This window comes from Solwaraspora sp. WMMA2056 (assembly GCF_030345095.1).
Lineage (GTDB): Bacteria > Actinomycetota > Actinomycetes > Mycobacteriales > Micromonosporaceae > Micromonospora_E.
The window spans coordinates 1,240,206-1,265,916 of sequence record NZ_CP128360.1; the positions used below are offsets into that span (position 1 = coordinate 1,240,206).

Annotated in this window: 22 protein-coding genes and 1 tRNA gene; 14 read left to right on the forward strand and 9 right to left on the reverse strand. The window is 72.3% G+C overall.

Annotated features, from left to right (window positions below):
• Nucleotides 1-53: 53 nt before the first annotated feature.
• Together O7608_RS05780 and cds1 are read left to right on the forward strand one after the other, a co-directional pair.
• Nucleotides 54-503, forward strand: coding sequence for an Lrp/AsnC family transcriptional regulator (locus O7608_RS05780; protein ID WP_282224404.1), 450 nt, complete (start codon nt 54-56; stop codon nt 501-503).
• 30 nt (nt 504-533) lie between these two features.
• On the forward strand, nt 534-1,637 hold the full coding sequence (gene cds1, locus O7608_RS05785; protein ID WP_289208980.1) for an L-cysteine desulfhydrase Cds1: 1,104 nt from the start codon (nt 534-536) through the stop codon (nt 1,635-1,637).
• Between the two features lie 52 nt (nt 1,638-1,689).
• Here cds1 and O7608_RS05790 read toward each other — a convergent pair whose 3' ends face one another.
• From O7608_RS05790 to O7608_RS05805, 4 genes are all read right to left on the reverse strand, one after another.
• Nucleotides 1,690-2,310 (reverse strand): putative glycolipid-binding domain-containing protein, encoded by a 621-nt coding sequence (locus O7608_RS05790; RefSeq protein ID WP_289208981.1) that lies wholly within the window; start codon nt 2,308-2,310, stop codon nt 1,690-1,692.
• A gap of 128 nt (nt 2,311-2,438) precedes the next feature.
• Complete coding sequence (locus O7608_RS05795; RefSeq protein ID WP_289210798.1) at nt 2,439-3,908, reverse strand: DEAD/DEAH box helicase; 1,470 nt, start codon at nt 3,906-3,908, stop codon at nt 2,439-2,441.
• Between the two features lie 375 nt (nt 3,909-4,283).
• Entirely contained in the window at nt 4,284-5,507 is a 1,224-nt protein-coding gene (locus O7608_RS05800; protein ID WP_289208982.1) for a hypothetical protein, read from the reverse strand.
• A 153-nt stretch (nt 5,508-5,660) separates the two neighbouring features.
• The gene (locus O7608_RS05805) at nt 5,661-7,283 is read right to left on the reverse strand and encodes a C40 family peptidase (RefSeq protein ID WP_289208983.1); all 1,623 of its coding nucleotides are present in this window, start codon (nt 7,281-7,283) and stop codon (nt 5,661-5,663) included.
• Between the two features lie 300 nt (nt 7,284-7,583).
• On the opposite strand from O7608_RS05805, the gene mqnE reads away from it, so the two are divergent.
• The 5 genes from mqnE to O7608_RS05830 all read left to right on the forward strand — a co-directional run bounded on the left by mqnE (nt 7,584) and on the right by O7608_RS05830 (nt 12,527).
• The gene (gene mqnE / locus O7608_RS05810) at nt 7,584-8,753 is read left to right on the forward strand and encodes an aminofutalosine synthase MqnE (protein ID WP_282229473.1); all 1,170 of its coding nucleotides are present in this window, start codon (nt 7,584-7,586) and stop codon (nt 8,751-8,753) included.
• Nucleotides 8,754-8,816: 63 nt separating this feature from the next.
• Entirely contained in the window at nt 8,817-10,058 is a 1,242-nt protein-coding gene (locus tag O7608_RS05815; RefSeq protein WP_289208984.1) for a DUF2254 domain-containing protein, read from the forward strand.
• Nucleotides 10,051-10,485, forward strand: a complete 435-nt coding sequence (locus O7608_RS05820) for a hypothetical protein (protein ID WP_289208985.1) — start codon at nt 10,051-10,053, stop codon at nt 10,483-10,485. Before O7608_RS05815 ends, O7608_RS05820 begins: the two co-directional genes overlap by 8 nt.
• Before the next feature lie 8 nt (nt 10,486-10,493).
• Nucleotides 10,494-10,775, forward strand: a complete 282-nt coding sequence (locus O7608_RS05825) for a DUF4229 domain-containing protein (protein ID WP_289208986.1) — start codon at nt 10,494-10,496, stop codon at nt 10,773-10,775.
• Nucleotides 10,776-10,886: 111 nt separating this feature from the next.
• Nucleotides 10,887-12,527: a ricin-type beta-trefoil lectin domain protein gene (locus tag O7608_RS05830; RefSeq protein WP_502959179.1), complete on the forward strand. Its 1,641-nt coding sequence runs from the start codon at nt 10,887-10,889 to the stop codon at nt 12,525-12,527.
• 123 nt (nt 12,528-12,650) lie between these two features.
• On the opposite strand, the gene O7608_RS05835 is transcribed toward O7608_RS05830, so the two are convergent.
• Nucleotides 12,651-13,148, reverse strand: a complete 498-nt coding sequence (locus O7608_RS05835; RefSeq protein WP_289208988.1) for a glutathione peroxidase — start codon at nt 13,146-13,148, stop codon at nt 12,651-12,653.
• Entirely contained in the window at nt 13,124-14,113 is a 990-nt protein-coding gene (locus tag O7608_RS05840; protein ID WP_289208989.1) for an ArsR/SmtB family transcription factor, read from the reverse strand. Before O7608_RS05840 ends, O7608_RS05835 begins: the two co-directional genes overlap by 25 nt.
• A gap of 58 nt (nt 14,114-14,171) precedes the next feature.
• On the opposite strand from O7608_RS05840, the gene O7608_RS05845 reads away from it, so the two are divergent.
• Complete coding sequence (locus O7608_RS05845; RefSeq protein WP_289208990.1) at nt 14,172-15,386, forward strand: MFS transporter; 1,215 nt, start codon at nt 14,172-14,174, stop codon at nt 15,384-15,386.
• On the opposite strand, the gene O7608_RS05850 is transcribed toward O7608_RS05845, so the two are convergent.
• The 3 genes from O7608_RS05850 to O7608_RS05860 all read right to left on the reverse strand — a co-directional run bounded on the left by O7608_RS05850 (nt 15,337) and on the right by O7608_RS05860 (nt 18,954).
• Nucleotides 15,337-16,887, reverse strand: a complete 1,551-nt coding sequence (locus O7608_RS05850) for a ricin-type beta-trefoil lectin domain protein (RefSeq protein ID WP_289208991.1) — start codon at nt 16,885-16,887, stop codon at nt 15,337-15,339. The genes O7608_RS05845 and O7608_RS05850 overlap by 50 nt on opposite strands.
• A 176-nt stretch (nt 16,888-17,063) precedes the next feature.
• Nucleotides 17,064-17,708, reverse strand: a complete 645-nt coding sequence (locus O7608_RS05855; RefSeq protein WP_289208992.1) for a methyltransferase domain-containing protein — start codon at nt 17,706-17,708, stop codon at nt 17,064-17,066.
• A complete protein-coding gene (locus O7608_RS05860) occupies nt 17,701-18,954 on the reverse strand; it encodes a WD40 repeat domain-containing protein (RefSeq protein ID WP_289208993.1) in 1,254 nt (417 codons plus the stop codon). Before O7608_RS05860 ends, O7608_RS05855 begins: the two co-directional genes overlap by 8 nt.
• 31 nt (nt 18,955-18,985) lie before the next feature.
• On the opposite strand from O7608_RS05860, the gene O7608_RS05865 reads away from it, so the two are divergent.
• From O7608_RS05865 to O7608_RS05890, 6 genes are all read left to right on the forward strand, one after another.
• A complete protein-coding gene (locus tag O7608_RS05865; RefSeq protein WP_289208994.1) occupies nt 18,986-19,501 on the forward strand; it encodes a hypothetical protein in 516 nt (171 codons plus the stop codon).
• Between the two features lie 46 nt (nt 19,502-19,547).
• Nucleotides 19,548-20,255, forward strand: a complete 708-nt coding sequence (locus O7608_RS05870; protein WP_289208995.1) for a response regulator transcription factor — start codon at nt 19,548-19,550, stop codon at nt 20,253-20,255.
• 6 nt (nt 20,256-20,261) lie between these two features.
• The gene (locus O7608_RS05875; protein WP_289208996.1) at nt 20,262-21,773 is read left to right on the forward strand and encodes a sensor histidine kinase; all 1,512 of its coding nucleotides are present in this window, start codon (nt 20,262-20,264) and stop codon (nt 21,771-21,773) included.
• 23 nt (nt 21,774-21,796) lie between these two features.
• The gene (locus O7608_RS05880; protein ID WP_289208997.1) at nt 21,797-22,294 is read left to right on the forward strand and encodes a GNAT family N-acetyltransferase; all 498 of its coding nucleotides are present in this window, start codon (nt 21,797-21,799) and stop codon (nt 22,292-22,294) included.
• 253 nt (nt 22,295-22,547) lie between these two features.
• Nucleotides 22,548-25,163: a hypothetical protein gene (locus O7608_RS05885; protein ID WP_289208998.1), complete on the forward strand. Its 2,616-nt coding sequence runs from the start codon at nt 22,548-22,550 to the stop codon at nt 25,161-25,163.
• Nucleotide 25,164: 1 nt separating this feature from the next.
• Nucleotides 25,165-25,240, forward strand: a tRNA-Lys gene (locus tag O7608_RS05890).
• Nucleotides 25,241-25,711: the final 471 nt, after the last annotated feature.

Sequence of the window (25,711 nt, forward strand, 5' to 3'; positions counted from 1 at the left end):
GAATCATCCGAGGGAGCCACCGACCGGCCGGCAGGTACTAGGGTGTACTTCCCGTGGACGTCATCGACCTGCGGCTCGTCGACCTGCTCCGTGGCAACGCCCGGCTCTCCTACGCCGAGCTCGCCCGCCAGGTCGGCCTCTCCGCCCCCGCCGTGCACGAGCGGATCGGCAAGCTGGAGGCCGCGGGCGTGCTGCGCGGCTACCGGGCGGACGTACGCCCCGAATCCGTCGGCCTCGGGGTGACCGCCCTGATCGGCCTGGTCGAGGATTCCGGAGCCGAGACCGACGCCGTGCTCGACGCGCTCCGCGCGATGCCGGAGATCGAGTCGTGCTACTTCATGGCCGGCGTCGAGTCGTTCCTCTGCCTGGCCCGGGTCGGCACCATCGCCGAACTCGAACAACTGATCATGCGGCTGAACCGGACTGCCGGGATCGCCAACACCCGGACCAGCGTCACCCTCTCCACCAAGTGGGAGAACCGTCCCCGACCCCTCACCGGCTGATCCGACCGGCGGTGTTGTTACCGTCAGCGGGTGGATCAACTGGACCGGTGCGACGACGCCGACCGGGCCTGGGTGACCGAGGCGATCGCCAAGGTCGAGGCGGACGCCAACCGGTCCGCCGACACCCACCTGCTGCCGTTCCCGCTGCCGCCGTCCTGGGGGATCGACCTCTACCTCAAGGACGAGTCGGTGCACCCCACCGGCTCGCTCAAGCACCGGCTGGCCCGGTCGCTGTTCCTCTACGGGCTGTGCAACGGCTGGATCGGACCGCAGACCACGATCGTGGAGGCGTCGAGCGGTTCCACCGCGATCTCCGAGGCGTACTTCGCCCGGATGCTGGGCCTGCCGTTCGTCGCGGTGATGCCGGCGGCCACCTCGGCCGAGAAGATCGCCCAGATCGAGTTCCACGGCGGCCGGCCGCACCTGGTCCGTGATCCGGCGGCGGTCGTCGTCGAGGCCCGGTGGCTGGCCGAGGACCTCGGCGGGCACTTCATGGACCAGTTCACCTACGCGGAGCGGGCCACCGACTGGCGGGGCAACAACAACATCGCCGAGTCGATCTTCGCGCAGCTCGCCCTGGAACGGCACCCGATCCCCAGCTGGATCGTGGTCGGCGCCGGCACCGGCGGCACCAGCGCCACCATCGGCCGGTACGTGCGCTTCCAGCGCCACCGCACCAAGGTGTGCGTGGTCGACCCGGAACACTCGGCCTACTATCCGGCGTGGACCAGCGGCGACTGGACCACCACCACCGGGCGCGGCTCGACGATCGAGGGCATCGGCCGGCCGACCGTCGAGGCCTCGTTCCAACCGTCCGTCGTGGACCGGATGATCCAGGTCCCGGACGCGGCGTCGTTGGCCGCAATGCGCCTGGCCACCGATCTGCTGGGCCGGCGGGTCGGCGGATCGACCGGCACGAACCTGTGGGGGGCGTTCGCACTGATCGCCCAGCTCCGCGCGGCAGGCCAGCAGGGATCGGTGGTCACCCTGCTCTGCGACAGCGGCGAGCGGTACGCCGACAGTTACTACTCGGCCGACTGGCTCGCCGGCCAGGGCCTCGACCTGACCCCGTACCTGGCGGTGGTCGAGCGTTTCCTGCGCACCGGTGACTGGTCGACCGACGTCGTCAGCTGAGTCAGGCCGCCGTCGGCCGGCGCCGGCTCGGTGACCTGCGGCCGGTGCCTGGTCAGGCGCGTTGCGCCAGCCCCGGGTAGTGCCGGACGAATCCGTCCGGATCGACGGTCAGTTCGGCGGTGAAGCTGCCGCTACGGAACCGGACCCGGTCGACGTCGAGCACGGTGTAGACCTGCTCGACCGGCAGCACCTCCAGGCTCGGCACCCGGACCCAGGCGACCGTCAACCGGTGCTCCTCACCTGCCGGGCGCTGCGCCAACCGCAGTCGACGTACCACCAGGGTGTTGAACAGCGGCGCCGCACCGAGATCGACGTCGAGGGCCGGGTCGAGCCGCCCCGGCTCCTCGGTGCCCGGCAACCCCACCGGGGGGTGCCCCGCCGCGCGCAGCGCCCCGTCCAGGTCACCCTGCTCGGCGGTGCTGACCCGCCACCGGCCGAGCGCCCGCTCCATCCGTACCGTGCGCAGCCAGCCGGCACCTTCGGCGGTGACGGTGAGCCGCGCCGACTCCCACTGCTCGTCGGTGGCGAGCTCGTAGTGGCAGCTGTACGGCAGCGGTGCCGCCGCCATCGACACACCCCGGGCAGTCAGTCCACGCCGGTCGTCGAAGAGCACGTGGTCGGCGCCGCCGGTGTCGGTGCGCGCCCAGATGATCGATTTCGGCAACGTCGGCATGAGCCGACCGTACCGGCAGATCGGGCCGGCGGGGAGCCGGACCGATCTGCCGGTGTCAGTCGATGCCCGTCAGTCGGTGCGACAGGCTGTCATGGCTGCGGTGACCCGTCAGCCGGTGCGGTGATCCGTCAGTGGCTGCGGGTGGGCCGTCGGTCGGCGAAGCGTCGCTCGCCACCGCGACGGTCGTCGCGGGGCGGCCGGTTGCCGTCGTGGCGGAACCCGCCACGACGCTCCCCGGACCGGTCGGCGTCGCCGCGCGGGCCACGGTCGGCGTCCCCGCGCGGCCCGCGGTCGACGTCACCGCGCCGGCTCCGGTCGGTGTCGCTGCGCGGGCCACGGTCCGTCTCACTCCGGCCCCGGTCGCCCCGGCCACGGAACCGGTCCGGACGGTCGGACCGGAAGCGGTCGGGCCGCTGACGGTGCTGACGCGGCGGCTCCGGCTCCTCGACGATCGGTACGCCACTCGGTTCAGCGGCACCGGTCAGCTCGGTCAGGACGGCGTCGCCCCGGCGTACCCGGGTCTGCGCCGGCTCGACGCCGGCCTTCTCCATCATGGCGAGCGTGCTGCGACGCTGCTTCGGCAGTACCAGGGTGGCGACCGCGCCGGACTCCCCGGCCCGAGCGGTCCGGCCGGCCCGGTGCAGGTAGTCCTTCGGGTCCTTCGGCGGATCCACGTGCACCACCAGCGAGACCCCGTCGACGTGGATGCCACGGGCCGCGACGTCCGTCGCGACCAGCACGTTGACCCGGCCCTCCTTGAACTCGGCGAGGGTGCGGGTCCGTACCCGCTGGGTCTTGCCGCCGTGCAGGGCGCCGGCCCGGACTCCGACGGCGGCCAGCTGGTCGACCAGCCGGTCCACCCCCATCTGGGTACGGGCGAACATCATGGTGCGGCCGGACCGGGCGGCGATCGACGCGGCGACGGCGAACTTGTCGTTCGGCGGGATCAGCAGCAGATGGTGGTCCATGGTGGTGACCGCTGCGGTCGGCGGCGCGGTGGAGTGGGTGACCGGATCGGTCATGAACCGCCGCACCAGAGCGTCGACGTCGTTGTCCAACGTGGCCGAGAAGAGCAGCCGCTGGGCGTTGGCGGGCGTCTTGTCCAGCAGTTCGGTGACCTCCGGCAGGAAGCCCATGTCGGCCATCTGGTCTGCCTCGTCCAGCACGGTGACCTCGACGTCGTCGAGGTTGCACACGCCGCGCGCGATGAGGTCGCCGAGCCGGCCCGGGGTCGCGACGATGATCTCCACGCCCCGGCGCAGCGAGTCGATCTGCCGGTCGTACGGCACGCCGCCGACGGTGGTCTTGAGGAACACGCCGACGGCCCGGCCCAGCGGGAACAGCGCGTCGTTGACCTGCATCGCAAGCTCGCGGGTGGGGACCAGGATGAGTGCGCGGGGGTGCAACGGACGGGCCCGGGGGCCGTCGGCCATCCGGGTCAGCACCGGCAGGCCGAAGGCGAGGGTCTTACCGGAACCGGTCTGGCCACGGCCCAGCACGTCACGGCCGGCGAGCGCGTCGGGCACGGTGGCCCGCTGGATCTCGAACGGGGCGGTGATGCCTTCCCGGGCGAGGGCCTTGACCAGCGGTCGCGGCAGGCCGAGCTCGGCGAAGTCCGGCTCGTGGACCGCCTCGGCGACTGGTTCGGCGACTGGTTCGGTCGGCTGCTCGACGGGCTCGACCGGGGTGTCGAGGACGGAGGGGAACGTGCTGGGGTCAGCGAAGGTGGTCAAGAAAACCTCTCAGAGCGGGGCAGATCTTCGCGAATGGCCCGTTCCGGTGTCGCACCGTTGAATCGCCCGCAAGATTGCCCATGAGCACGCGTGAGCATGCCGGATTGATGATCGGGTGCAAGTGTACGGGTTTGCCGCGCTGTTGCCACCCGACCTGTCCGGCCGGTGGGCCGGCTCACGCCGGTCGGCGGTCCGGGCGCGCCCGACCCACCGGGTCGGGCGCGCCGGACCGGGCCGAGGTCAGCCGCCGAGCAGGCCGTCGAAAAGACTGTTGAAGGCGTTGCCGACGACCAGGGCGATCAGTACGCCGAGCACCACGACCACACCGAGTCCGATCGCCATGACCAGGACCACCTTGGTGGTGCCACGGTCCTCCCGGTCCGGCGTGTCCGCCCAGCCCTGGGCCAGGATGTGACCGGTCAGCGAGCCGGAGTTCTCCACGGCCGGGTCGAACGTCATGCCGCCGCGCGGCGCACCCATCGGCAGCGCCATCGTCGAGTCCGCGCCGGGTTCGGCGCGCCGGGCACCGTACACCGTCCCGGTCGACGGTGCCGGCGGCGACCACGGTGCGGCGGCCGGCGGTGCGGAGACCGCCGGCGGTGCGGACACGGCCGGCGGTGCGGAAACGGGCGGTGGCGGTGGCGTCGGGTGCCAGGTCGGCGACGTGGCCGCCGGGATGGTGTATCCGCCGGCGGCGAACTGGCCGGGCGGTGGCGGGAAGGGCCCCGGAGCCGGGGCGGGTGGTGCCGGCGGCGAGGTGGGCCGCGACGGTGGTGGCGAGCCGGGCAGCGGTGGCGGGAACGGCGCCGGGGGCGGCGGCTGCGCGGGGGCGGGCGGCGAGACCGGTGCCGGCGGTACGGCCGGCTCCGGCGCGGTCGACTCGCGCCGGGCGCCGTAGACCCGGGTGCCGCCGGTCGGGAACCGCAGTGCACCGACGTCGCTGGCGGAGACCTGCGCCGCCCCGGTCACCGCAGCTCTGGCCCGAGCGGCGGAGCCGGGCGACGCGGCGGGATCGTCAGCGTCGGCGGAGGCCGTCGGCGAGTGCTCCACGGCGGGTACGGCAGGAGGAGCCGGTGTGGCGGCAGCACTGTCCGGTGGTTGCCAGGTGTCGGCGAACGCGGACCAGGCCGACGCCGCCGATCGGCCGGCACCCGGATCGGCCGAGACGGGCGCGCCGGAGACGGGAGCGTCGGACACCGAGGGGTCGGACACCGAACCGCCGGATACGGGCGCGTCGGTCGCGCCCGGCACCACCGGTACGTCGGCGCCGCCCACGTTGGTCGGCCAGAGGGCGCCACCCGGTGGCGGTGGCGGTGGCGGACTGTACGGCTCCGGCAGCGGAACGTACGGCTCGGGCGGCTGGGGCGTACTGCCGGACGAGCCGGAACGGTCGGGCTGACCGGGCACGAGTGGCTGCCCGGCGTCGACCTGGTCCACCGTTGACCAGCGCCGATCTTCGTCCATTGGTTGCCTCCCGTGACAGGGGTCCGCCCGGATACGCCTCCGGCCGGTGAGGCGTTCCTGTGATCACCGTGCCATACCGGTGCCCGTCGGCACACCCGGAGTATCGGCGTACCGACCGCGGGTCGGCACGTTCGGCACGACCAGCCGACCCGGTCAGCTCTCCTGCGGACCCGCGCTGGGGCTGCCGGTGGCCGTGGCGGACGCGCTCGGGCTGGCCGACGCCGTGCCCGTCACGCCGCTCGGCGTCGCGGTCGGGGTGCCCGTGCCGGTCTCGTCCGGGTCCGGGGTGCCGGTCTCGTCCGGATCCGGCGTGCCCGGCACGGTGGTCGGCGTCGTGGTCGGCGACACGCTGGTCGACGGGGTCGGCGCCGGGGTGCTCGGGGTGCCGGTCGGTGTCGGCGTCGGACCCCCGGTCGGCGTCGGGGTGGGCGACGCCGAGCCCGTCGGGGTCGGCTTCGGTGTGGCCGGGGTGGACGGGGTCGGCTTCGGGGTGGCCGGGGTGGTCGGCGTCGGCGTGGGCGTGGGCGTCGTCGTCGGGGCGGCGACGGCGTCGAACACCCTGGTCGCCCGGTAGAAGCGCGACCACCAGACGGTGGCGACCTTGACCACGTCGCCGGTGGTCGGTGCGTGCACCATCTGGCCGTCGCCGACGTACATGCCGACGTGGTGGACGGTGGTCCAGCTGGAGCCGGACGCGAAGAAGATCAGGTCGCCGGGGAGCAGCTCCGAGCGGTCGACGGTCTTGCCTCTGGTCGCCCAGTACTGGTCGGCGGCGACCCGGGGCAGACTGAAGTAGTCGGCGCCGGGTGACCGGTAGGCGGCCCACATCAGGCCGGAGCAGTCGTATCGGCTCGGGCCCTCGGCACCCCAGAGGTACGGCTTGCCGAGCTGTCTGAGCGCGAAGTCCAGGGCGGCGACCGCGCGCGGGTGGGCGGTGGTGCCGGTGATCCCGTCGACACCGTCGATGCCGCGGCCGATCTCCTGCTCGGCGGCCTCCCGCTGCCGCTCGATGGTGACCAGTTCCTGGGTGTTGCGGGCCTTCAGTTCCAGCAGCGCGGTCTCCCGCTGCTTGAAGGTGCCCTCGGTGGAGCCGAATTCGGCGCGCAGCGCGTCGACCCGGGCCAGCGCGGCGGTGTAGGTCCGGTGCGCCTCCTGCTCGGCGGCGGCGGCCAGGGACACCTCCCGGTTGGCGGCGTCGGCGCTGGTGCCGGGCTCACCGCGCTGCAGCCGGGACAGCGCGTCCCACCCGTGCAGGTCGCCCCGGTACTCGCCGGGCGGCAGCGCGGCGGCGTCCTTGATCGCCGAGGCGGCGGTGTTCTCGGCGGCCCGCTGGGCGTCGAGCAACGCGGTACGCCGCTGCCGCAGCGCCAGCTCGGCGGCGTGCAGCGCCGACTCGGCCTCGGTCTGCTGCTCCTCCAGGTCGATCAGTTTGGCGCCGAGCAGGGCCACCTCGGTCTCGCTGGCGTAGATCTGCGACGCGAGCGGGCCCTGCACGGTGCTGGGTACGAAGTTCGGCGGGACGGGAGGGCCGGTCGTCGGTGCCGCACCGGGCAGTTGCAGGCCGCCGGCGGGGACCGGCCGGGCACCGGTGTCGGGCACGGCCACCGGCTGGGCGGCGACCGGGGAGGCCAGCGCGAGGGCGGTGACGGCACCGAGCAGTGCGGCCCACAGGGCCGGGCTCAGCCGTACCGGGACGACGTCGGGCGCACCGGGTGCCGGACGCGACCAGCGTCGGACGTTTCGTCGGCCTGCCCTGTCCCTGCTCTTGCCAATCATGCCTGCTCGCTCCCCGTACGGCGCATTTGTCCCGATGCCGTTGCCCCGGAACCGGGTCGCGTCGCCTGGTGTCAGCTGTCCCCCATCGGTCTTACCGCACGGGACGCGTGATGTCGATGTTCCAGGAGGTAACGAGACCCTGTGAGGTTGGCGGCCGGGACATGACGCAGATCGCTGCGGAGTCGGCCGACGCGCCGGACGGGCCCGTCGGGACGTACGCTCGAACGCGGATCTCGGCGGGACTGGCCGTCGACGGGCGGGTCGTCGACGCGCCCGGCCGGTGGAAGGGACGTGGCGGACGTGGACGCTGGTCGCAAGCGCGAGCTCGAAGAAAAGGTGTACGCCGGGGAGCGGCTCGACTACACCGACGGGGTGGACCTGTACGCCAGCGACGACCTGGCCTGGCTGGGGCGGCTGGCGCACCACCGGCGTACCGAACTCAACGGCGACCGGGTGATGTTCAACGTCAACCGGCACCTGAACCTGACCAACGTCTGCAGCGCCTCGTGCGCGTACTGCTCGTTCCAGCGCAAGCCGGGCGAGAAGGACGCGTACACGATGCGGATCGAAGAGGCCGTCCGCAAGGCCAAGGAGATGGAGGACGAGCAGCTCACCGAGCTGCACATCGTCAACGGCCTGCATCCCACGCTGCCCTGGCGCTACTACCCGAAGGTGCTGCGCGAGCTGAAGGCCGCGCTGCCGAACGTCAAACTGAAGGCGTTCACCGCGACCGAGGTGCAGTGGTTCGAGAAGATCAGCGGCCTGCCGGCCGACGAGATCCTCGACGAGCTGATGGACGCCGGCCTGGAGTCGCTGACCGGCGGCGGCGCGGAGATCTTCGACTGGGAGGTCCGCCAGCACATCGTCGACCACGCCTGCCACTGGGAGGACTGGTCGCGGATCCACCGGCTCGCCCACAGCAAGGGGCTGCGGACCCCGTCGACGATGCTCTACGGCCACATCGAGGAGCCCCGCCACCGGGTCGACCACGTGCTGCGGCTGCGTGAGCTGCAGGACGAGACCGGCGGCTTCACGGTCTTCATCCCACTGCGCTACCAGCACGACTTCGTCGACTCGGCGGACGGCAAGATCCGTAACCGGATCCAGGAGCGGACCACGATGGCCGCGCCGGCCGAGTCGCTGAAGACGTTCGCGGTGTCCCGGCTGCTGTTCGACAACGTGCCGCACGTCAAGTGCTTCTGGGTGATGCACGGATTGTCCGTGGCGCAGTTGTCGCTCAACTTCGGCGTCGACGACCTGGACGGTTCGGTGGTCGAGTACAAGATCACCCACGACGCGGACTCCTACGGCACGCCGAACACCATGCACCGCGACGACCTGCTGCACCTTATCTGGGACGCCGGCTTCCAGCCGGTCGAGCGGGACACCCGCTACCAGGTGGTCCGCGAGTACGACCGGCCGCCGTCGTTGGCGCAGCGGCGGGCCGAGCCGCAGCAGATCTGGGCCTGACCCGGGTGCCGGCAGTCGGGGCGGACAGGTGTCGACCCGCCCCGATCAGGGAATGACGTACCGGTGAGTCAGCCACGTAGCGTGATCTCGCGCCTGCGTGGCGTGTGGAGGAGTTTCTGGGCCGTCCCGGCGGCGTTCGCGGTCGGATCGGTCCTCCTCGCCGTCGTTCTCACCGCGTTGGAGCTGCGCCTGCGGCTGCCACTGGACTCGTACCTGCCCAGCGGGCCCGCCGGGGCGAGATCGCTGCTCTCGTCGATCATCACCGCGATGATCTCGTTCACCGCGCTGGTCTTCTCGATCACCGTGGTGGCGCTGCAGTTGGCGTCCAGCCAGTACACCCCACGGGTTCTGCGGACCTTCCTGCAGGACCGGGTGACCCAGGCCACCCTCGGTACGTTCGTCGCGACGTTCCTGTTCGCCATGGTGGTGCTCGCCGCGCTGCCGGACGAGTCCGACGCCCGCCTGCCGGCCCTGTCCCTGGCGGTGTCGATGGGCCTCGTGCTCGGCAGCACCGGGATGTTCCTCTACTACCTGCACCACATGACCGCGCTGATGCGGGTCTCCCACATGATCGCGGCGATCGGCGCGCAGACCCGCCGCAGCATCGACCGGTGGGCGCCCCGGCCCGCCGACCCGGACGACGCGCCGAACGGTCCGATCGTCGACGTGCTGGTGGCCCCCGGGACCGGTTCGGTCACCGCCGTCGACGTCGACCAGCTGGCCCGGATCGCCCGCCGGCACGACTGCGCCGTCACGGTCGCACGGATACCGGGCGAGTTCGTCGTGGCCGGCATGCCGCTGCTCGCCGTACACGCGGTCGGTGACGCCCCGCCCCGGCCGCTGGACGTGTCCCAGGCGGCCCAGGCCGTCGAGATCGGCGTCGAACGGATTCCCGGCCAGGACGTCGGCTTCGGCCTGCGGCAACTCGCCGACATCGCCGAACGGGCGCTCTCCCCGGGCATCAACGACACCACTACCGCCGTGCGGGCCCTGCAGGAGTCCCACGACCTGCTGCGCCGGCTCGCCGACCGACCGGACCGGCCCCGGATCGTCCGCGACGACGACGGCACCGTCCGCGTCCATCTGCGCCGGCAGACGTTCGCCGAGCATCTCGACACGTCCGTCACCGACGTGCGGCGGGCCGCCGGCGAGCAGCCCAGGGTCACCAACCTGGTCGGCGACATCGTCGACGATCTGCTGACGGTGGCGCGGGCCGAGCACCGACCGGCCCTGCGGCGACACCGCACGGGTACGGCGCAGCAGCGGCGCGACCAGGCAGGCGTACCCTCGTCTGGTCATGACTGAATCGAAGAGCGAGGGTTCGCCGCGCCGCGACGCGGCGGGCCGGATCGTCGCGCTGCCGGACCTGTACGGCGTCGTCGGCGCCGGCCTGGTGATCGGTCTGCTCCTGCTGCTGCTGTTCGACGGCGTGTTCACCCTCATCGGACCCGGACGGATCGGCCAGTCCAACGGCTGGCTCGCGGTGATCCTGCCGGCGTGGCTGTTCGCCGAGGAGTTCCGGGCCTGGCACGGCGGGTCCGCCCGGTTCGCCGCCGCCGCAGTCGCGGCCGGGGTCGGGACCACCTCCGGGCTGCTGGCCGCCGGGCTCGCCGCCGACCTGCCGCCGTTGGCCGGCGGCGGGATCGGAGCGGCGGTCTCCACACTGGTGTACGCGACGGTCTGGTTCCACGGCGTCCGGTGGCTGGACAGCCGGACGCCGACGAGACGGTGAGGAGAGACATGAGCCCTGCGGTGAAGTACACCCTCGGCCGGATCGGGCTGTTCGTGGTCGTCGTGCTGGCCCTGTGGCCGATCGACATGAACATCTTCCTGAAGTTGATGATCGCGGTGATCTTCTCTGCGGCGTTGTCGTTCTTTCTGATGCGCGGCTGGCGCGACGAGATGGCCCAGCAGATCACCGAGGTCACCGAGCGCCGCCGGGCCGAGAAGGAGCGGTTGCGGTCCGCGCTGGCCGGCGACGACCAACCCGGTGGTACGGACGGCAGATCCCAGGAGAATTGATAGCTTTCGGTCACAAAGGATTGACCCGGCAACCCGATGCTCGCTTGAATGTCGCCGGAATCGCCTTGGCGGATGCACCTGAGACGGTGGTGGATCGTGTTGCCCGGCAACTTGTCAATCCGACGTCGGCTCGGCCGGCTCCCACGGCGTACCACGGCCGGGGTCCTTGCCGGCGTGGCCGCGCTGTCGACGATCGTCGCCACCATCGGATTCGGTGCCGCCTCGGCCCGCGACGACGACCTGATCGGCGAGCCGGTCTCCGCCGAGCAGCTGGTGGTGATCGTCGCCGCCGCCCAGTCCTGCCCGATGCTCACCCCGGCCAGGGTCGCCGGGCAGTTGATGGCCGAGTCCGGATTGGACGCCGCCGCCGACGTCACCACCTCCGGGGGGCAGGGCATCGCCGGCCTGGACGAGCGTGACTGGACGGAATGGGCGCCGTGGCCGGCCGCCCAGCGGGCCGACGTCGCCGCGAACGTGGTGGCCCTCGCCCGGCAGATGTGCCAGCTGAGCGGCAAGCTGCGGGTGGCCGAGGTGCCGGGTGACCCGTGGTGGCTGGCGCTGGCCGCCTTCCACACCGGACTCGACGCCGTCACCGACGCGGTCGGGGTGCCCGACCCGGCGCTCGGCTACGTCGGCGAGGCGAGCGGGTACGCCGCCTACTACAGCCAGTTGCCACAGTTCGGCGGTGCCGACAAGGCGCCGGCCGACCCGACCCGGCAGCCGAAGGCCATCCCCGCCGAGTACGTCGACCTGATCGTCGCGGCCGGGTCGGTCTGCGCACCGGTCACCCCACCGGCGGTCGCCGCCCAGCTGATGGCCCTGTCCGGGTTCGACGCCACCGCGACCGGCGAGGACGGCCGGGCGGGCATCGCGCAGTTCCGCCCGCAACTGTGGGAGCAGTACGGCCCCGACGACGCGACCGCCTACGTCCCGGCCGCCGCCATCCCGGCGCTGGGGGCCGCGATGTGTGCACTCGTCGCCGAGTTCGCCGACGTCGACGGCGGTGACCCGTACGAGTTGGCGCTCGCCGCGTACCACCGGGGCGTCGACGCGGTCCGCGACGCCGACGAGCCGCTCGGCAAGCAGACCGAGGACCTGGTGGCGGCGGTACGCCGGCTCACCGACTTCTACGCGATGGACGGCCGGATGGTGTCGCCGTCGACGTCCCCGTCGCCGTCGGTGTCGCCGTCGGTCACGGCGTCCCCGCGGACGCCTGCGGCGGATCCGACCCGACCCGGCCCGGGGGCGACCACGCCGCCGGCCAAGGTCGTCACCCCGCCGGCGGCCGCGCCGCCGCCGGACACCCGGGCGACGAACAACCCGCCGCCGCAGCAGACCACCCCGGCCGCACCCCCGGCCCCGGTCCGGCCGTCGAACATGCGTCAGCTGGTCGGCAAGGAGACCGGGCTGTGCGTCAGCGCCGGTGCCGGCAGTGACGGGACCCAGTTGACCCTGCAACGCTGCGCGGAGAACAAGTCACAGTGGTGGGAGATCCGTAGCGACGGCACCATCCGGGCCAACGGACTCTGCATGGACGTCGCCTGGGGTGCCAGCGCCGACGGCACCGCCGTGCAGGTGGCGTACTGCAGCGGCAATCCGGCGCAGAACTGGCAGAAGTGGCAGGGCCGCAGTGGCACGCTGGTCAACCCGTTGACCGGCAAGTGCCTGGACGTGGCCGGCCACGGCGTCGGCGCGCCGCTGATGATCTGGCACTGCGTGGGTCATCCGAAGCAGACCTTCGACGCCCGCTGACCGACGCCCGCTATAGCCTGCCGAAGGCCAAGGTGCGATCCGACGGTATACCTGTGTGGAATAATCATTCCACACAGGTATACCGTCAGGAGCCGTACCTGTCTGAGGAGCCGTTGCGGACAGTCACGGCACCTGAGCGGGCAGGTGCTTCTCGATGGCGGCCACCAGCGCGGCATCGGTCGGCGCGACCCGGGGCCGGAACCGGCCGGCCACCGTACCGTCGGGGGCGATCAGGAACTTCTCGAAGTTCCACTGCACGTCACCGGCCTCGCCGTCGGCGTCGGGCGTGGCCACCAGTTCGGCGTACAGCGGGTGCCGGCCCGGCCCGTTGACTTCGATCTTGGCGAACATCGGGAACGTCACCCCGTACGTCGTCGCGCAGAACTCCTGGATCTCCTCGGCGCTGCCCGGCTCCTGACCGCCGAACTGGTTGCACGGGAAACCGGCCACCGTGAAGCCCCGGTCGGCGTACCGCTCGTGCAGCCGTTCCAGGTCGGCGTACTGCGGAGTGAGCCCGCACTTCGACGCCACGTTGACCACCAGCACGGCCCTGCCCGCGAAGTCCCCGAGTGATCCGGGCTCCCCGGCCAGGGAGGTCAGCGCAATGTCGTAGATCCCCATGTCCCGATCCTCTCTGTCCCACCCGTCAGGGCGGTGCCGATCGCGGTCCGCCAGTAGAGTACTTCCCGCCCGGACCTGCGCTTGGTGACCAGGCCGGCGTCGAGCAGCACCTTCAAATGGTCGCCGACCGTGCCGGTGCCGAGCCCGGTGGCCGTGGCCAACTGCGAAGTGCTCATCGGGGTCGCCAGCCGGATCAGGATCGCCGCCCGGTTCGCGCCGATCAGCCGGCCCAGCCCGGTCGCCGTCACCGGTGTCGGGTCGGCGAGGATGCCGCTGGCCGGATAGACCATGCCGAACCGGGTGGGCTGGTCCCACAGCACCCAGCCACGGGCGCAGTGCGCGGGGACGAAGACCAACTGTTCCGCCGCGTCGAGCCGCATCGGCGGCGACGGGTAGTCGTTGACCTGCAGTCGGCCGTCGCCCAACCAGCGCATCTTCTGGTTGAGGTCGGCGAAGACGCCGGCCCAGCCCTGGCTGCTGAGTCGGGCGGTGCGCCCGACGATGTCGGCCCGCAGCCGGCGCTCCCGGTCCGGCCACTGTGGCTGCACCGTCTGCCGCCACACCCAGTCGAGCAGCTCCGCCGCCCGCCCGGCGAGCCCGTCGGCCAGCAGTACGTCAGCGAGCGGCCCCGGTCGGGTCTCGCGCAGGTCGGCGCGGATCTGCGCGTCCCCGCGACCGGCGACGGCGGTGAGCTCCTCGGCGAAGGTCGGTGCCGTCGACAACGGAGCCAGGGTGAGGTAGTCGGCCGTATACCGGGGCCGGAACGACGCCGCCAACAGGGCGCGCAGCACCGGCCGGTCGTCCAGCAGATGCTGGAACGCGGCCAGGTACGGTCGCCGCCAGTCGTGCTGCCACGGCCGACGTGGGTAGTACAGGGCGCGCAGCGCGGCGACGGTGTCGGTCAGCGGCGAGACGACGAACCGACTGCGGGCCAGCAGATCCGCCGGCACCTGCCAGACCGTCAACTTTCGCCTCCAGACGTAACGCTACTGGTCCGGCACCGCCGGGCCGCAGCATCAGCGGGTGAGGACCTACTCGGAGTTGTTCGCGGTCGGTGAGTTCCGCAATCTGTTCGTGGCCAATTGTGCCGGCATCGCCGCGCACACCAGTTCATCGCTGGCGCTCGGCGCGCTGACCTACGCGACGACCGGGTCCGCCCTGCTCACCGCGCTGAGCATGTTCGGTGCGCCGCTCGCTGGCGTGCTCGGCAGCGTGACTCTGCTGTCGGCGGCGGACAGCCTGCCGCCGCGTCGGGCGATGACCATCGCGGCGCTGGTCGCCCTGGTCGGTGCCGCTGCCCAGGCCGTACCGGGGCTGCCGCTGTGGGCCCGGTTCGCCATCATCGGGCTGGTCACCTACGTCGCGTCGATCACCGCCGGTGCCCGGTGGGCACTGATCAACGACATCCTGCCGACCGGGGCCTACGTGCTGGCCCGGTCCACGATGAACGCCAGCGTGGGCATCATGCAGATCGCCGGGTTCGGCGTCGGCGGGGTTCTGCTGGTCTGGCTCAGCCCGTACCAGGTGTTCCTGGTCGCCGCCGGGCTGCGCGCGGTCGCGGCGGCGGTGGTCCGCTTCGGTCTGACGGAACGGCCGGCCCGGACCACCGAGCGGACCTCGACCGCCCGTACCTGGCGGATCAACCGGCAGCTGTGGGCCGATCCGGGACGCCGGTCGCTGCTGCTCAACCTCTGGCTGCCCAACGGACTGGTGGTCGGCTGCGAGGCCCTGTTCGTGCCGTACGCCGGGGACCGGGCCGGATTCCTGTTCGCCGCCGGCGCGTTCGGGATGCTCGCCGGTGACGTACTGGTCGGACGGATTCTGTCGCCGGCGGCCCGGCAGTGGTGCGTGCTGCCGCTGCGGCTGCTGCTTCCCCTGCCGTACCTCGTGTTCCTGATCCGTCCGGAGCTGCCGCTGGCGATGCTGCTCGCCATGGTCGCCTCGGTCGGCTTCGCCGCCGCGCTGCCGCTGCAGGAGCGGCTGATCGCCCACTCGCCGGCGCAGGCGCGCGGCCAGGTCCTCGGCCTGCAGCAGAACGGCATGCTGGCCGGGCAGGCGGTCTGCGCGATCCTCGCCGGCACGGTCGCCGACCATCTACCGGTGCACCAGGCGGTCGCCGTACTGGCCGGGCTGTCGCTGGTCGCCACGATGCTGTTGACCCGTGGCCTGCGGCGCACCCGCCCGGCGCTCAGCCGCGCCGCCACTTCTGGTTGGCGCCGCCGTGGCATTCGTAGATGACCAGCCGGGCACCGTCGGCGGTGTTCCAGTCGACGACGTCGACACACTTGTTGGCCTGCGGGTTGACCAGGTCGCCGGCCCCGCTGAGCACCCACTGCTGGGCCGGGTTGCCGCTGCAGTTGGCGAGCTGGACGACCGCGCCGTTGGCGGTGGACCCCCAGGCGACGTCCATGCAGAGCCCCAGCGCCCGGATGGTGCCGTCACCGGGGAAGGTCCAGTTCTGCGCGTTGGTGCCGTTGCAGCGGTACAGCTGCAGGTGCTGGCCGTCGACGCCGTTGGAGTTCGGTACGTCGATGCACTTGTCGGCCAGCCCGATCAGCCGGCTGGTCGAGCCGCCGCTGCCGGTGGTGGTCAACGACAGCCCGTAGCGGGACAGGATCTCGTTGACCGGCTGGTAGACGGTGGTGCCGCCGGAGGCGCAGGTGCCGCCGGCGCCGGAGGTGACGCCCTGGGCCTGGGTGCCGGCCAGCACCGCGCCGCCGGAGTCGCCGGGCTGGGCGCAGGCGGTGCTGGAGACCAGCCCGTAGACGGTACGTCCGCCCGAGTAGTTGACGGTGACGTTCTTCGCGGTGATGGTGCCGCACCGCCAGCCGGTGGTGCGGCCGGACCGGCAGATGGCGGCCCCGACGGCCGCCTCCTGGGAGCCGCTGACGGTGACGGTGCCGCCGCCGTAGTTGTTGACCCAGGGCCGGGGCACCCAGTTGGCGTTGGTCTGCACCCAGGCGTAGTCGTCGCCGGGGAACGACGAGCCACGGAAGGTGCCCTGGGCGGCGCCGCTGCCGGTGGTCGTCGCGCCGACGGTGCCGCAGTGGCCGGCGGTGACGAAGCCGCCGGCGACGGCGAAGCCGACCGAGCAGAGCACGCTGTTGTTGATGGTGTACTGGTCGCCGCCCCGGATGTCGTACACCGGCCGGTAGGCGTCGGCGTCGACGACGACGGAGACGGCGTCGGCGGGCAGCCCGGCGGTACGGGCGAAGGCGGTGGCCGCCGTGGCCGTGGCGGCCTGGATCGTCACGGTGTTGTCGACCGGGTCGACGTACCAGGCGTGCACGGCGGGGCCGGCGACCGTGGCCCGCTGGTCCAGCCCGGCGGCGAGCCGGTCGAGCTCGCGCAGGCCACGGGGGACGACCCGGGCCTCGGCACCGGCGGCGCGGACCCGGTCGACCTGCGCGGGGTCGGTCACCCCGACGACCACGGTACGTCCGTCGGCGTCGACCCAGGTGCCGGCGTACGCGTCGGCCAGTTCGAGGCGCAGTCGCTGCTCGATGTCCGGGGCGGTGGCCTCGACGGCGAGCCGGGTGTCGAGTTCCTCGACGGTGAGGTCGAGGTCGCGGCGTAGGGCGGCGAGTTGGCCGGCCGGGAGCACCCCGGCCGGTGTCGTGGCGGCTGTCGGTGCTGTCTGGGCGGGCGTGACGGTCGGGGCCGCCACGGCGGCCGACGGCGGGGCGATCAGTGCCGTGCCCAGGGTCAGGCCCAGCAGTGCTCTCAGCGTGCGGTTCATCGGGGGAACCTCCGGGGGTGGGAGGGATCGCAAGGGCTGAGAGCGCTCTCTCTAAACAAAGCTTCCAGATAGGCGCCAGTCTGTCAACATCAACTAAAATCGATAGTCCCTGCTCCTGGCGCGCACCGGGCCGCGCTTGGGCGTGGGCAGCAGCCCCCGCCGCTCCCGCCGAAGCCTCAGGCCTTGCGGGCGACCAGGATGCCGAGCGGCGGCCGGTCCGGGGCCGGCGGAGTCTGTTCCACGGTCACCAGGACCAGAAAACCTGCCTCGGCCAGCAACCTCGCCACCTCGGCCGGCCGCTGCCGATGGAAGCTCAGGTCGATCCGCTTGCCCTCGAACTCGTCGCGGTGCCGGATCTCGTCGCCGACCTGGAACACCAACATCAGGTAGCCGCCGGGCGTCAGCACCCGGTGGAACTCGGCGAACGCCGCCGGTCGCCGGTCGTACGGCAGGTGGATGATCGAGAAGTAGGCGAGCAGCCCGCCGAGCCCGCTGTCGGGCAGGTCCAGCTCCAGCATCGAGCCGACCTCGAACCGCAGCTGCGGGTACGCCTGCCGGGCGTGGGTGATCATGCCCGGTGACAGGTCGACGCCGACGGCGTCCAGCCCGTGCCCGGCCAACAGTACGGTGACCCGGCCTGGCCCGCAGCCCACGTCGGCGACCGTACGGTTGCCCGTCGAGAGCACCAGTTCGGCGAACAGGCCCAGCATGGCCCGGTCCAGCGGGGCCTCGTCCAGGGCCGTCTGCACCTCCCGGACGTACTCGTCGACGATGGCGTCGTAGGAGTCCCGGGTGGCGGTCAGGAAGTCGGAGTCAGTCACCCGCAGCACGGTAGCGGCGGCGCAGCCGCACCGTCACCGGCACCACGACGACGGCCAGGCCGACGGCGAGCCACAGCCAGAGCCGGGGGCCGGGCCACCGGGAGGGCACCTGCGCCGGCCGGACCGTCCCGGTCGCGACCGCCCGGTCCGCGACGTCGACCGCCCGCACCCCGTCGGCAAACGTCATCCACACCGTCGGCGCGTCGGCACCGGGGGCCAACGACACCAGCTGTACGCCGCCGACGTGTCCGGCGTGGATCCGCTGGCTCAGCGCCCAGACCCCACTCATGCCGGCGGAAGCTGGCTGGTAGGCGACCACCAGGGCGCTGCCGTCCGGCCGCCAGCCGAGCAGCCGTACCGCCGTCACGTCCGCCACGGTCGGTAGTCGCGGACCCGGCGCGTCGGCCCCGGTCACCGGGTCGACCGCGACGAGCCGCCAGTCGTCGCCGTCACGTTCGGCCAGGGTCACCGCCTGCCCGTCCGGCTGCCAGGCGCCCTTGCCGGCCAAGGTCCGACCGGGCGGCAGGTCGAGCGTATGCCGCCGGCCCGAGCCCAGGTCCATGATGGTCAGTCGGCTGCCGGACTGCAGCGCCAGACGTCGGCCGTCGGCGGCGAACGCCACCGCGTACCCGGCGACGAGCGTGTCGTCGACGGTGGCCAACTTCCGCACGGACCCGTCGGCCACGTCGACCAGACTGACGACCGCCGCGTACGCCGACCGGTCCGACGTACGCGGCACCGAGTCCACCACCACCAGCTGGTCGCCGGACGGCGACCAGGCCAGCGGCCGGGTCAGGACACTGGCGGCGTCCCCCGGCCCGAGCGCGGCCACCGTACGGTCACCGAGGTGCCGGATCCGCACCCCGGTGCCCCCCTGCGCGGAGTCCCACTGATGCGCCAGGCGGGTCCCGTCCGGTGAGAGCAGCACCACCTCACCGGCCGGTGCGTCCACCCCGACCCGGTGCACCCGGTACCGGTCCGCGCCAGCGTCGACCACCGCCACGGCCCCGGCATCGTCACCGCCGAATCCGCTGACCGCGACCGCCGCCGCACCGATCGGGAACGGATCGGTGATCCGCAGAGCGCCCCACGGCGGCGTGCCGACCCGGTCCGGCAGGGCATCGGCGGTCCCACCCACCGGCCGGGAGCCGGCCAGCAGCACGGATCCGCCGATCAACAGCAGAACGGCAGTGGTGGTGGCGGCCCACCGCCACCGGCGGACGATCGTCGCCGTCGTCGGGTGCATAAGGCATCGACGCGCCACGTACCGCCTTCGGTTGTCGGTCCGTTCGATCGTCGACCCAGTCGCGGTGTCGCACCTGGCTGCTTGGATGGTCGTCATGGGAGTGCTCTACGACTACTTTCGGGCGGCCGGCGACGACGCGGCGGTCGCCCTGATCGACGGTCTGGTGGGCGGCCCGACGACCGCCGCCGGTGCGGTGGACGCCGTCGACTGCAAGGGCATCGACCCCGACGTCGCCCTCGGCAGCCTCGTCGCCTTCGTCCGTGGCGTCGCCTGGCGGCCCGACCTGGTGCGCAGCGATCTTGTCGGGGACCCCGACGACGACACTCCCTGGCTGCTGCGTATCGACGACGGCACCCGGGACACCCTGGCCGGCATCGACAGCGGCCAGGCGCCGCAGCTGTCGGCACGATGGGGGCGGACCGACGAGCTGGCGCCCACCGGCCCGCTGCCCGACGATCACCTCGTACCGGTGATCGAGGCCATCGCCGGTCTCGCCAGGCGGGCCCGCGACGACGGTGACCACCTCTACTGCTGGTGCAGCCTCTGACCGATTCTCATCCGACTCCCATGTTCGCGTGATCTGATCGGCGGACATGGGCAGCTCAGGCGAACGCATCCTGGTCGTCGACGACCAGCCGAACATCGTCGACATGCTCGTCACCGTGCTCACCTTCCACGGCTACACGGTCGACACCGCCGGCACCGTGACCGAGGCGCAGCAGTCGGCGGTACGACACCGACCCGACCTGGTGGTACTCGACGTGATGCTGCCCGACGGTGACGGGTTCGACCTCTGCCGGCGGCTGCGGGCCGACGGGCACCGGTTCGGCATCGTCTTCCTGACCGCCCGCGACGCCCGGCGTGACCTGGTCTCCGGGCTCACCCTCGGTGGCGACGACTACCTGACCAAGCCCTTCGCCGTCGACGAACTGCTGGCCCGGATCCGGGCGGTGCTGCGCCGGGTCGGTGCCGTCGGGCGACCCGATGACGCCGCCCGGTCCGTGCTGCGTTACGCGGACCTTTCGCTGGACGAGGACACGCTGCTGGTGACCCGGGCCGGCCAGCCGGTACGGCTGTCGCCGACCGAGTTCAAACTGCTGCGGTACCTGATGCTCAACGCCGGCCGGGTGCTGTCCCGGACCCAGATCCTGGAAGCGGTGTGGAGCTACGACTTCGGCGGCGAGTCGAACGTCGTCGACACCTACGTCGGGTACCTGCGGCGCAAACTCGACCCGCTCGGCGAACCGATCATCGTTACCCACCGTGGGTTCGGATACGCATTGCGTACTGGTGGGGGGTGAGGTGGCATGCCGGTTGATCGCCCTCGTCGTGCCCCCCGCTGGTCGCTGCGCCGGTCGCTGACCGCCAGCACCGTCGCCTTGACCTGCGCCGCACTGCTCATCACCGGACTGGTCAGCGCGGTCGCGACCCGCCACCACCTGGTGAACCAGATCGACGACCAGCTGACCGCCGCCGCCGGACTGGTGACCCAGGGCAGCCGGCAGATCGCGCTGATCAGCGAGCGGGACCGGACGGTCCGCGCGGTCGTCGGACCGACCGAGTTCCTGGTGGAGATCCGCACCGGCACCGGGGAGCTGTCCCGGTTCGCCTCGACCGCCCCGGTGCCGGCGACGCCACTGCTGAACTCCGCGCCGGCACCATCACCAGGTGGGCGGTCACCACTGAGCACCGTCGCCACCCCGGAGGGCAAGTACCGGGTGGTGACCATCGACGTGGGGCCGGCCGTGGTGCTGCTCGGACTGCCGCTGGCCCCGGTCCAGCGGACCGTGACCCGGCTGATCGGCATCGAGGTGCTGGTCTCCATCGCGGTCGCCGTCGGGCTGGCGTTCCTGGCCAGGATGCTGATCGCGGCCCGGCTGCGGCCGCTGGACGACATCGCCCACACCGCCGACGCCATCGCCGCCGGCCAGGTGGACCGGCGGGTGCCGGTCACCGACGACCCACGACGGGTACGGCGTACCGAGGCAGGTCGGTTGACCCTGGCGGTCAACGGCATGCTGGACCGGATCCACGCCGCCCTGGCCGCCCGGGAACGCTCGGAGCAGCGGATGCGCGCCTTCGTCGCCGACGCCTCACACGAGCTGCGGACCCCGCTGACCGCGATCCGGGGTTACACCCAGCTGCTGCGCGCCGGAATGGTCGACGAGCAGCGGCGACCGGACGTCCTGCGCCGGCTCGACGACGAGGCCACCCGGATGTCGAAACTCGTCGGCGACCTGCTGTTCCTGGCCCGGCTGGACGTCGAGCCGCAGCTGCGGGACGAGCCGGTCGACGTCGCCGTCCTGGCCCGCGACGCGGTCGCCGACGCGCTCGCCGTCGAGCCGCACCGGGTGATCGCCCTGGACTCGCCGCCGCACGTGTGGGTCCGTGGTGACGCCGACGGGCTGCGGCAGGTGCTGGCGAACCTGCTGGCCAACGTACGGGAGCACACGCCGGCCACGGCGCACGCCGAGGTGTCGGTGCGGCCGGACCGGGCCGGTGGTCCGGTCCGGGTCGCGGTGGCCGACAGCGGCCCGGGGCTGGCACCGGACGCCGTCGACCGGATCTTCGACCGCTTCTACCGGGCGGGTCCGTCGGTCGGGGCGGCGGCGGGTCCGTCGGCCGGCCCGTCGGCCGGCCCGGTGGGCCGCAGCGGGCAGGGGGCCGGGCTCGGCCTGGCGATCGTCGCCGCTACGGTCCGCACGCTCGGTGGTGAGGTCGGCGTCGACCCCGCTGCGGGTGACGGCACCACCGTGTGGTTCACCGTGCCGGCCGGGCCGCCACCTGCCGAGACCGGACCTGGCGAAACGTGTCCGTAACGCGGTAGCGCCAGCATACGGCCATGCTGTTGCGCATCGAGCGGGCCGACTTCGCCGACCCGGGACTGTCCGTGTTCCTGCAGGCCCACCTCGACGACATCGCGCCGACCGCGCCGGCCGAGAGCCGGCACGCGCTGGACCTGACCGGGTTGCGCAAGCCCGGCGTCCAGCTCTGGGTGGCGCGCGACGGGGCGACGATCGTCGGTACCGGCGGGTTGGCAGAGGTCGAGCCGGGCCATGAGGAGATCAAGAGCATGCGGACCGACCCGCGGCACCGGGGCCGGGGCATCGCCACCGCGGTGCTGCGCCATCTGCTCGAGGACGCCCGCAGGCGCGGGGTTCGGCGGGTGTCGTTGGAGACCGGCAGCATGGAGTTCTTCGCCGCTGCCCGGGCGTTGTACGCGAAGGCCGGCTTCGTGGAGTGTGCCCCGTTCGGTAGCTACCGGGACGATCCCAACAGCACCTTCTTCACGAAGCGGCTGGAGCAGTCGTTGACCGGGTCGGCTCAGGCCGTCACCTAGCCGCGCGACACCGGTCCGAGCACGGTCTACACCGACATGTACGTCCGCAGCTCCAGAAACGACTGCGCGATCACCTGGTACACGCTCCGAACGGAGGTCGGCCGCCGCAGATGTGCCAGTTGCCATCAGCAAGGGTTTTCCCGTAGAAATGTGCCTCAATCGCCGGCCTGGCCGCTGTCGGCAACCGATGCATGCACGCTGGACGGGGCGAGGGCATGCGGATCGGCCTCGTGGAGCTGGAGGTCTGGTGGTGATGGCGCTGCTGTCGCGGTGGCTCAGGCGGCGACCGCTGCCGGACGGTCCCGGCACCACACTGCCGCAGGCCGTTCATCCGCTGTGGCACGGCCGGGTCGCCGTCGTCTCGCACGCTGACGATCCGCCGGCGCTGCTGTGGCGACTGATGCGCGACGCTACCGCCGCCCTCAGCCAGGACATCCTGGTCGTCGTGACCGACGCGGCGCTGTCCGACTCCTCCTGCGGCGCCGCGCTGCGTCAGGTGGTCGAACACGCGACGCGTAACCTGGGTGCCCGTCGGATCTGGGTGGACGCCGCCGGTATCGGCAGTCCGGACAACGTCTACGCCTCCTGGCTGCTGCGGCTGGCGGCGCACGTCAAGGTCGAACTGCTCGCCCCGGACGGGCCGCCGCACCTCACCGCGGACGGCACCCGGTACGTCGGTACCGGTACCGACGCCGGTGGTTGGTGGTCGTTTCAGCCCGGGGCCGATCCTGCCGTGGTCGCGAACCGGTTTCCGCCGCCGCCGTGGGAGGCGGCGATGCCGGATCATCCGGTCGGGCTGCCCGGCCTCGTCGCCGACCCGATTCCCGCCGGGTTCCTGCTGCGGGCCAGTGGCACGGCGGTGGTCGAGCCCACCGACCCGGCCTTCGACGTACCCGTGGACCGCCGAGGTCCGACGCTGGTGCTCCGGCATGTCGGCGAGCCGCCGGTGGAGCCGGCCGAGCTGGCCGCGCTCTTCGCTGGCCTGCCGGCCCGGACGATGGTCCGCGTCGAGGTCGGTCTGCTGGATCCCGACCGGGTCCAGCCTCGACCACAGTGGCTCGACCGGCTGTCGGCGGCGCTCGACGCGGTACTCGACGGGGGCCGGTCCACCGCCGTACCGGAGCCGGTGGGGATCCGCCGGTCGACGCAGCCGCCACCGGAGTTGCTCAACAGCGGATGGACGCGGGTCGGTACCCGGCTCTACCGGCACATAGCCGAGCCCCAGTTGGTGGCGGAGGTCTCCGCAGCCGGCGTCCTGCTACGCAGGGCGGACGAGTTCCGCCGCGCGGACCTGGCCTTCATCGACCCGGCCACCGGCATCCTGAGGCCCGATGCGGCGGCGTCGCGGCCACTGATGGCGGCGCTGCGCCGGGTCGTCGCGATGGCTCCCGACGGTCTGCTGGTCGACCTGGGACCGGAGCAACCGGTAGCCGTACGGCCGGCCGGGTCGCAGCCCGACCGACCGGTCGAGGCGTCGACGGGGGAACCGGTCGAGAAGGGGTACGTCGACCAGTCCGCCGCCGGGCCTCCGCCGCCGGCCGATGCAGCACCTCGCTCGACTGTGCCGTCGCAACCGGCAGTGGCGCGCCGGCCAGCCGTCGCGTCTCGACCAGTGACACTCGCGCCGGGACTGGACCCGGTCGGGCCGGTGCCGCAGTCGGCGCCACCGCACGTGTCACCGGCGCCCGCACCGGCATCACCTGCGTCGCCGGTGCTCGCACCCCCTCCGACGTTCCCGGCGCCCGCACATCCCGCACATCCCGCACCGACCCCGATCCCGACGCCCGCACCGCCACCGCCGTCGTTCGCCTACCCGCCGGTGATCACCAGCTCCGGACCGGACCCGGACGTGGCCGAGGACGAGCGGCCGGACGACGTCCCAGCGACGGTGGACGTACTACCGCCGGCGGTGATTCCGCTGCCGGCAACGTCCGCCGGGGAGTCCGCCGTGGCGGACAGCGACCACGCCGGACCGGCCGGCCGGTACGTGCCTGCTGTCGCGACAGCGGTACCGGACCGTGACAGTACGCCGGCCGAGCAGCGTGAGTTCACCGCAGCCCTCGGATCGGCGTACACGGATTCGATCACCACGGTGAACGCAGCGCTGGCCGCCTGGCCCTCGCTTCGCCAGGACATCTCGGCGACCGCGAAGACCGACCTGGTGGCGATACGGGTCTACTTCGGCCGGTCGGAGCTGGGCGCGGCACGACTCAACGCCGGGTTGCGGGCCGGGCGGCAGCCGGAGCTGACCAGCTATCTGTCGTGCCTGGTGTCCGGGTTACGCCGGCTGCCGCCGTGCCGACGGGCGATGCTCTGCCAGAGCCGGTTGGCGGTGCCGGCACGACAGCTCTACTCGGAGGGGGCGACGCTGGTCGAGCCGGGCTTCCGCAGCGTGAGCGGAGCCGGGCTGGCCGTCGAGGGTGCCGACGTCGACTATCTGGTCTGGTCCCGTACCGCCCGTCAGGCCGGCGCCCTCGCCGAGCGACAGGAGCTGGACGAGGCGGTCTTCCTGGCCGGGGCCCGGTTCAAGGTGCTCGCCGTGCGGGACATCGGCAAAAGGTGTGTCCATTTCGGCATCGGCCTTGCCGCCTGCCGGGCGGCCTGCCCCGGGACACCGACAACAGGCCAGCTCGAGCCCGGTAACCTGCCCCGGGGCGGCGCGGCACCATCTCCATGTCGATCTCCCGCAAGAGTCGACCGCGCCGCCCCACCAACCCCAACACCCCACCAACCACCCGACGCCCCAGCACGACCACCGACCACACGCCCGGCAACACCGCCCACCCGCCAGCCGCAAACATCCGACAACCCAGGTAGCAGACAGGCCGACGTAGGGCCCGCAGCCAGGCGGAGTAGGGTAGGCCCTTGACGGGCCGTTAGCTCAATCGGCAGAGCTGAGGACTTTTAATCCTTAGGTTCTGGGTTCGAGTCCCAGGCGGCCCACCACCTGAACTGGGAAAATATAAGTTCATAAATGGAAGGCTCGGCTTTATCGAGCCGGGCTTGTCGGAAATGTGAGCTCTGCGGGGAACACCCAAGGAACACCCAGGTGCCACGACGGCATCGGCTGCGCGGGAGATGCTGGACCAGTGACCGCGTTCGCCGCCGAGTTCAGCCAGGTCATTCCCGGTAGCATGGGGGTGTGTGCCGAGGAGCGCCAGCACTGGACTCGGTCCTCCTCGGTGGTACTGCCCGTCTGATCGCGACGCCCGGTGCTGTCGTACTCGCCGTCACCGCTTGACTGGCGCGGATACCCACGCGACCGATTGGCCCGCCGCATCGGCGGGCGAGGGCCCCACCACACCGGCTACTCCTTGACCGGCTCGACCCTCCCATTGCCCAGGTGGGAGGGTGTCCTCCGTAGCGGAGCGGTGCCCGGTGTCGGCGTACAGGTAGCAGTCCACAGCCAGGTACCCC

Excerpts from the sequence above, each read along its gene's own strand:
- O7608_RS05850 (WP_289208991.1), bottom strand. The coding sequence starts at position 16,887 with ATGAACCGCACGCTGAGAGCACTGCTGGGCCTGACCCTGGGCACGGCA.
- O7608_RS05860 (WP_289208993.1), bottom strand. The coding sequence starts at position 18,954 with ATGCACCCGACGACGGCGACGATCGTCCGCCGGTGGCGGTGGGCCGCC.
- O7608_RS05835 (WP_289208988.1), bottom strand. The coding sequence starts at position 13,148 with ATGGGGATCTACGACATTGCGCTGACCTCCCTGGCCGGGGAGCCCGGA.
- O7608_RS05825 (WP_289208986.1), top strand. The coding sequence starts at position 10,494 with ATGAGCCCTGCGGTGAAGTACACCCTCGGCCGGATCGGGCTGTTCGTG.
- O7608_RS05820 (WP_289208985.1), top strand. The coding sequence starts at position 10,051 with ATGACTGAATCGAAGAGCGAGGGTTCGCCGCGCCGCGACGCGGCGGGC.
- O7608_RS05880 (WP_289208997.1), top strand. The coding sequence starts at position 21,797 with ATGCTGTTGCGCATCGAGCGGGCCGACTTCGCCGACCCGGGACTGTCC.
- O7608_RS05885 (WP_289208998.1), top strand. The coding sequence starts at position 22,548 with ATGGCGCTGCTGTCGCGGTGGCTCAGGCGGCGACCGCTGCCGGACGGT.
- O7608_RS05790 (WP_289208981.1), bottom strand. The coding sequence starts at position 2,310 with ATGCCGACGTTGCCGAAATCGATCATCTGGGCGCGCACCGACACCGGC.
- O7608_RS05800 (WP_289208982.1), bottom strand. The coding sequence starts at position 5,507 with ATGGACGAAGATCGGCGCTGGTCAACGGTGGACCAGGTCGACGCCGGG.
- O7608_RS05805 (WP_289208983.1), bottom strand. The coding sequence starts at position 7,283 with ATGATTGGCAAGAGCAGGGACAGGGCAGGCCGACGAAACGTCCGACGC.
- O7608_RS05870 (WP_289208995.1), top strand. The coding sequence starts at position 19,548 with ATGGGCAGCTCAGGCGAACGCATCCTGGTCGTCGACGACCAGCCGAAC.
- O7608_RS05875 (WP_289208996.1), top strand. The coding sequence starts at position 20,262 with ATGCCGGTTGATCGCCCTCGTCGTGCCCCCCGCTGGTCGCTGCGCCGG.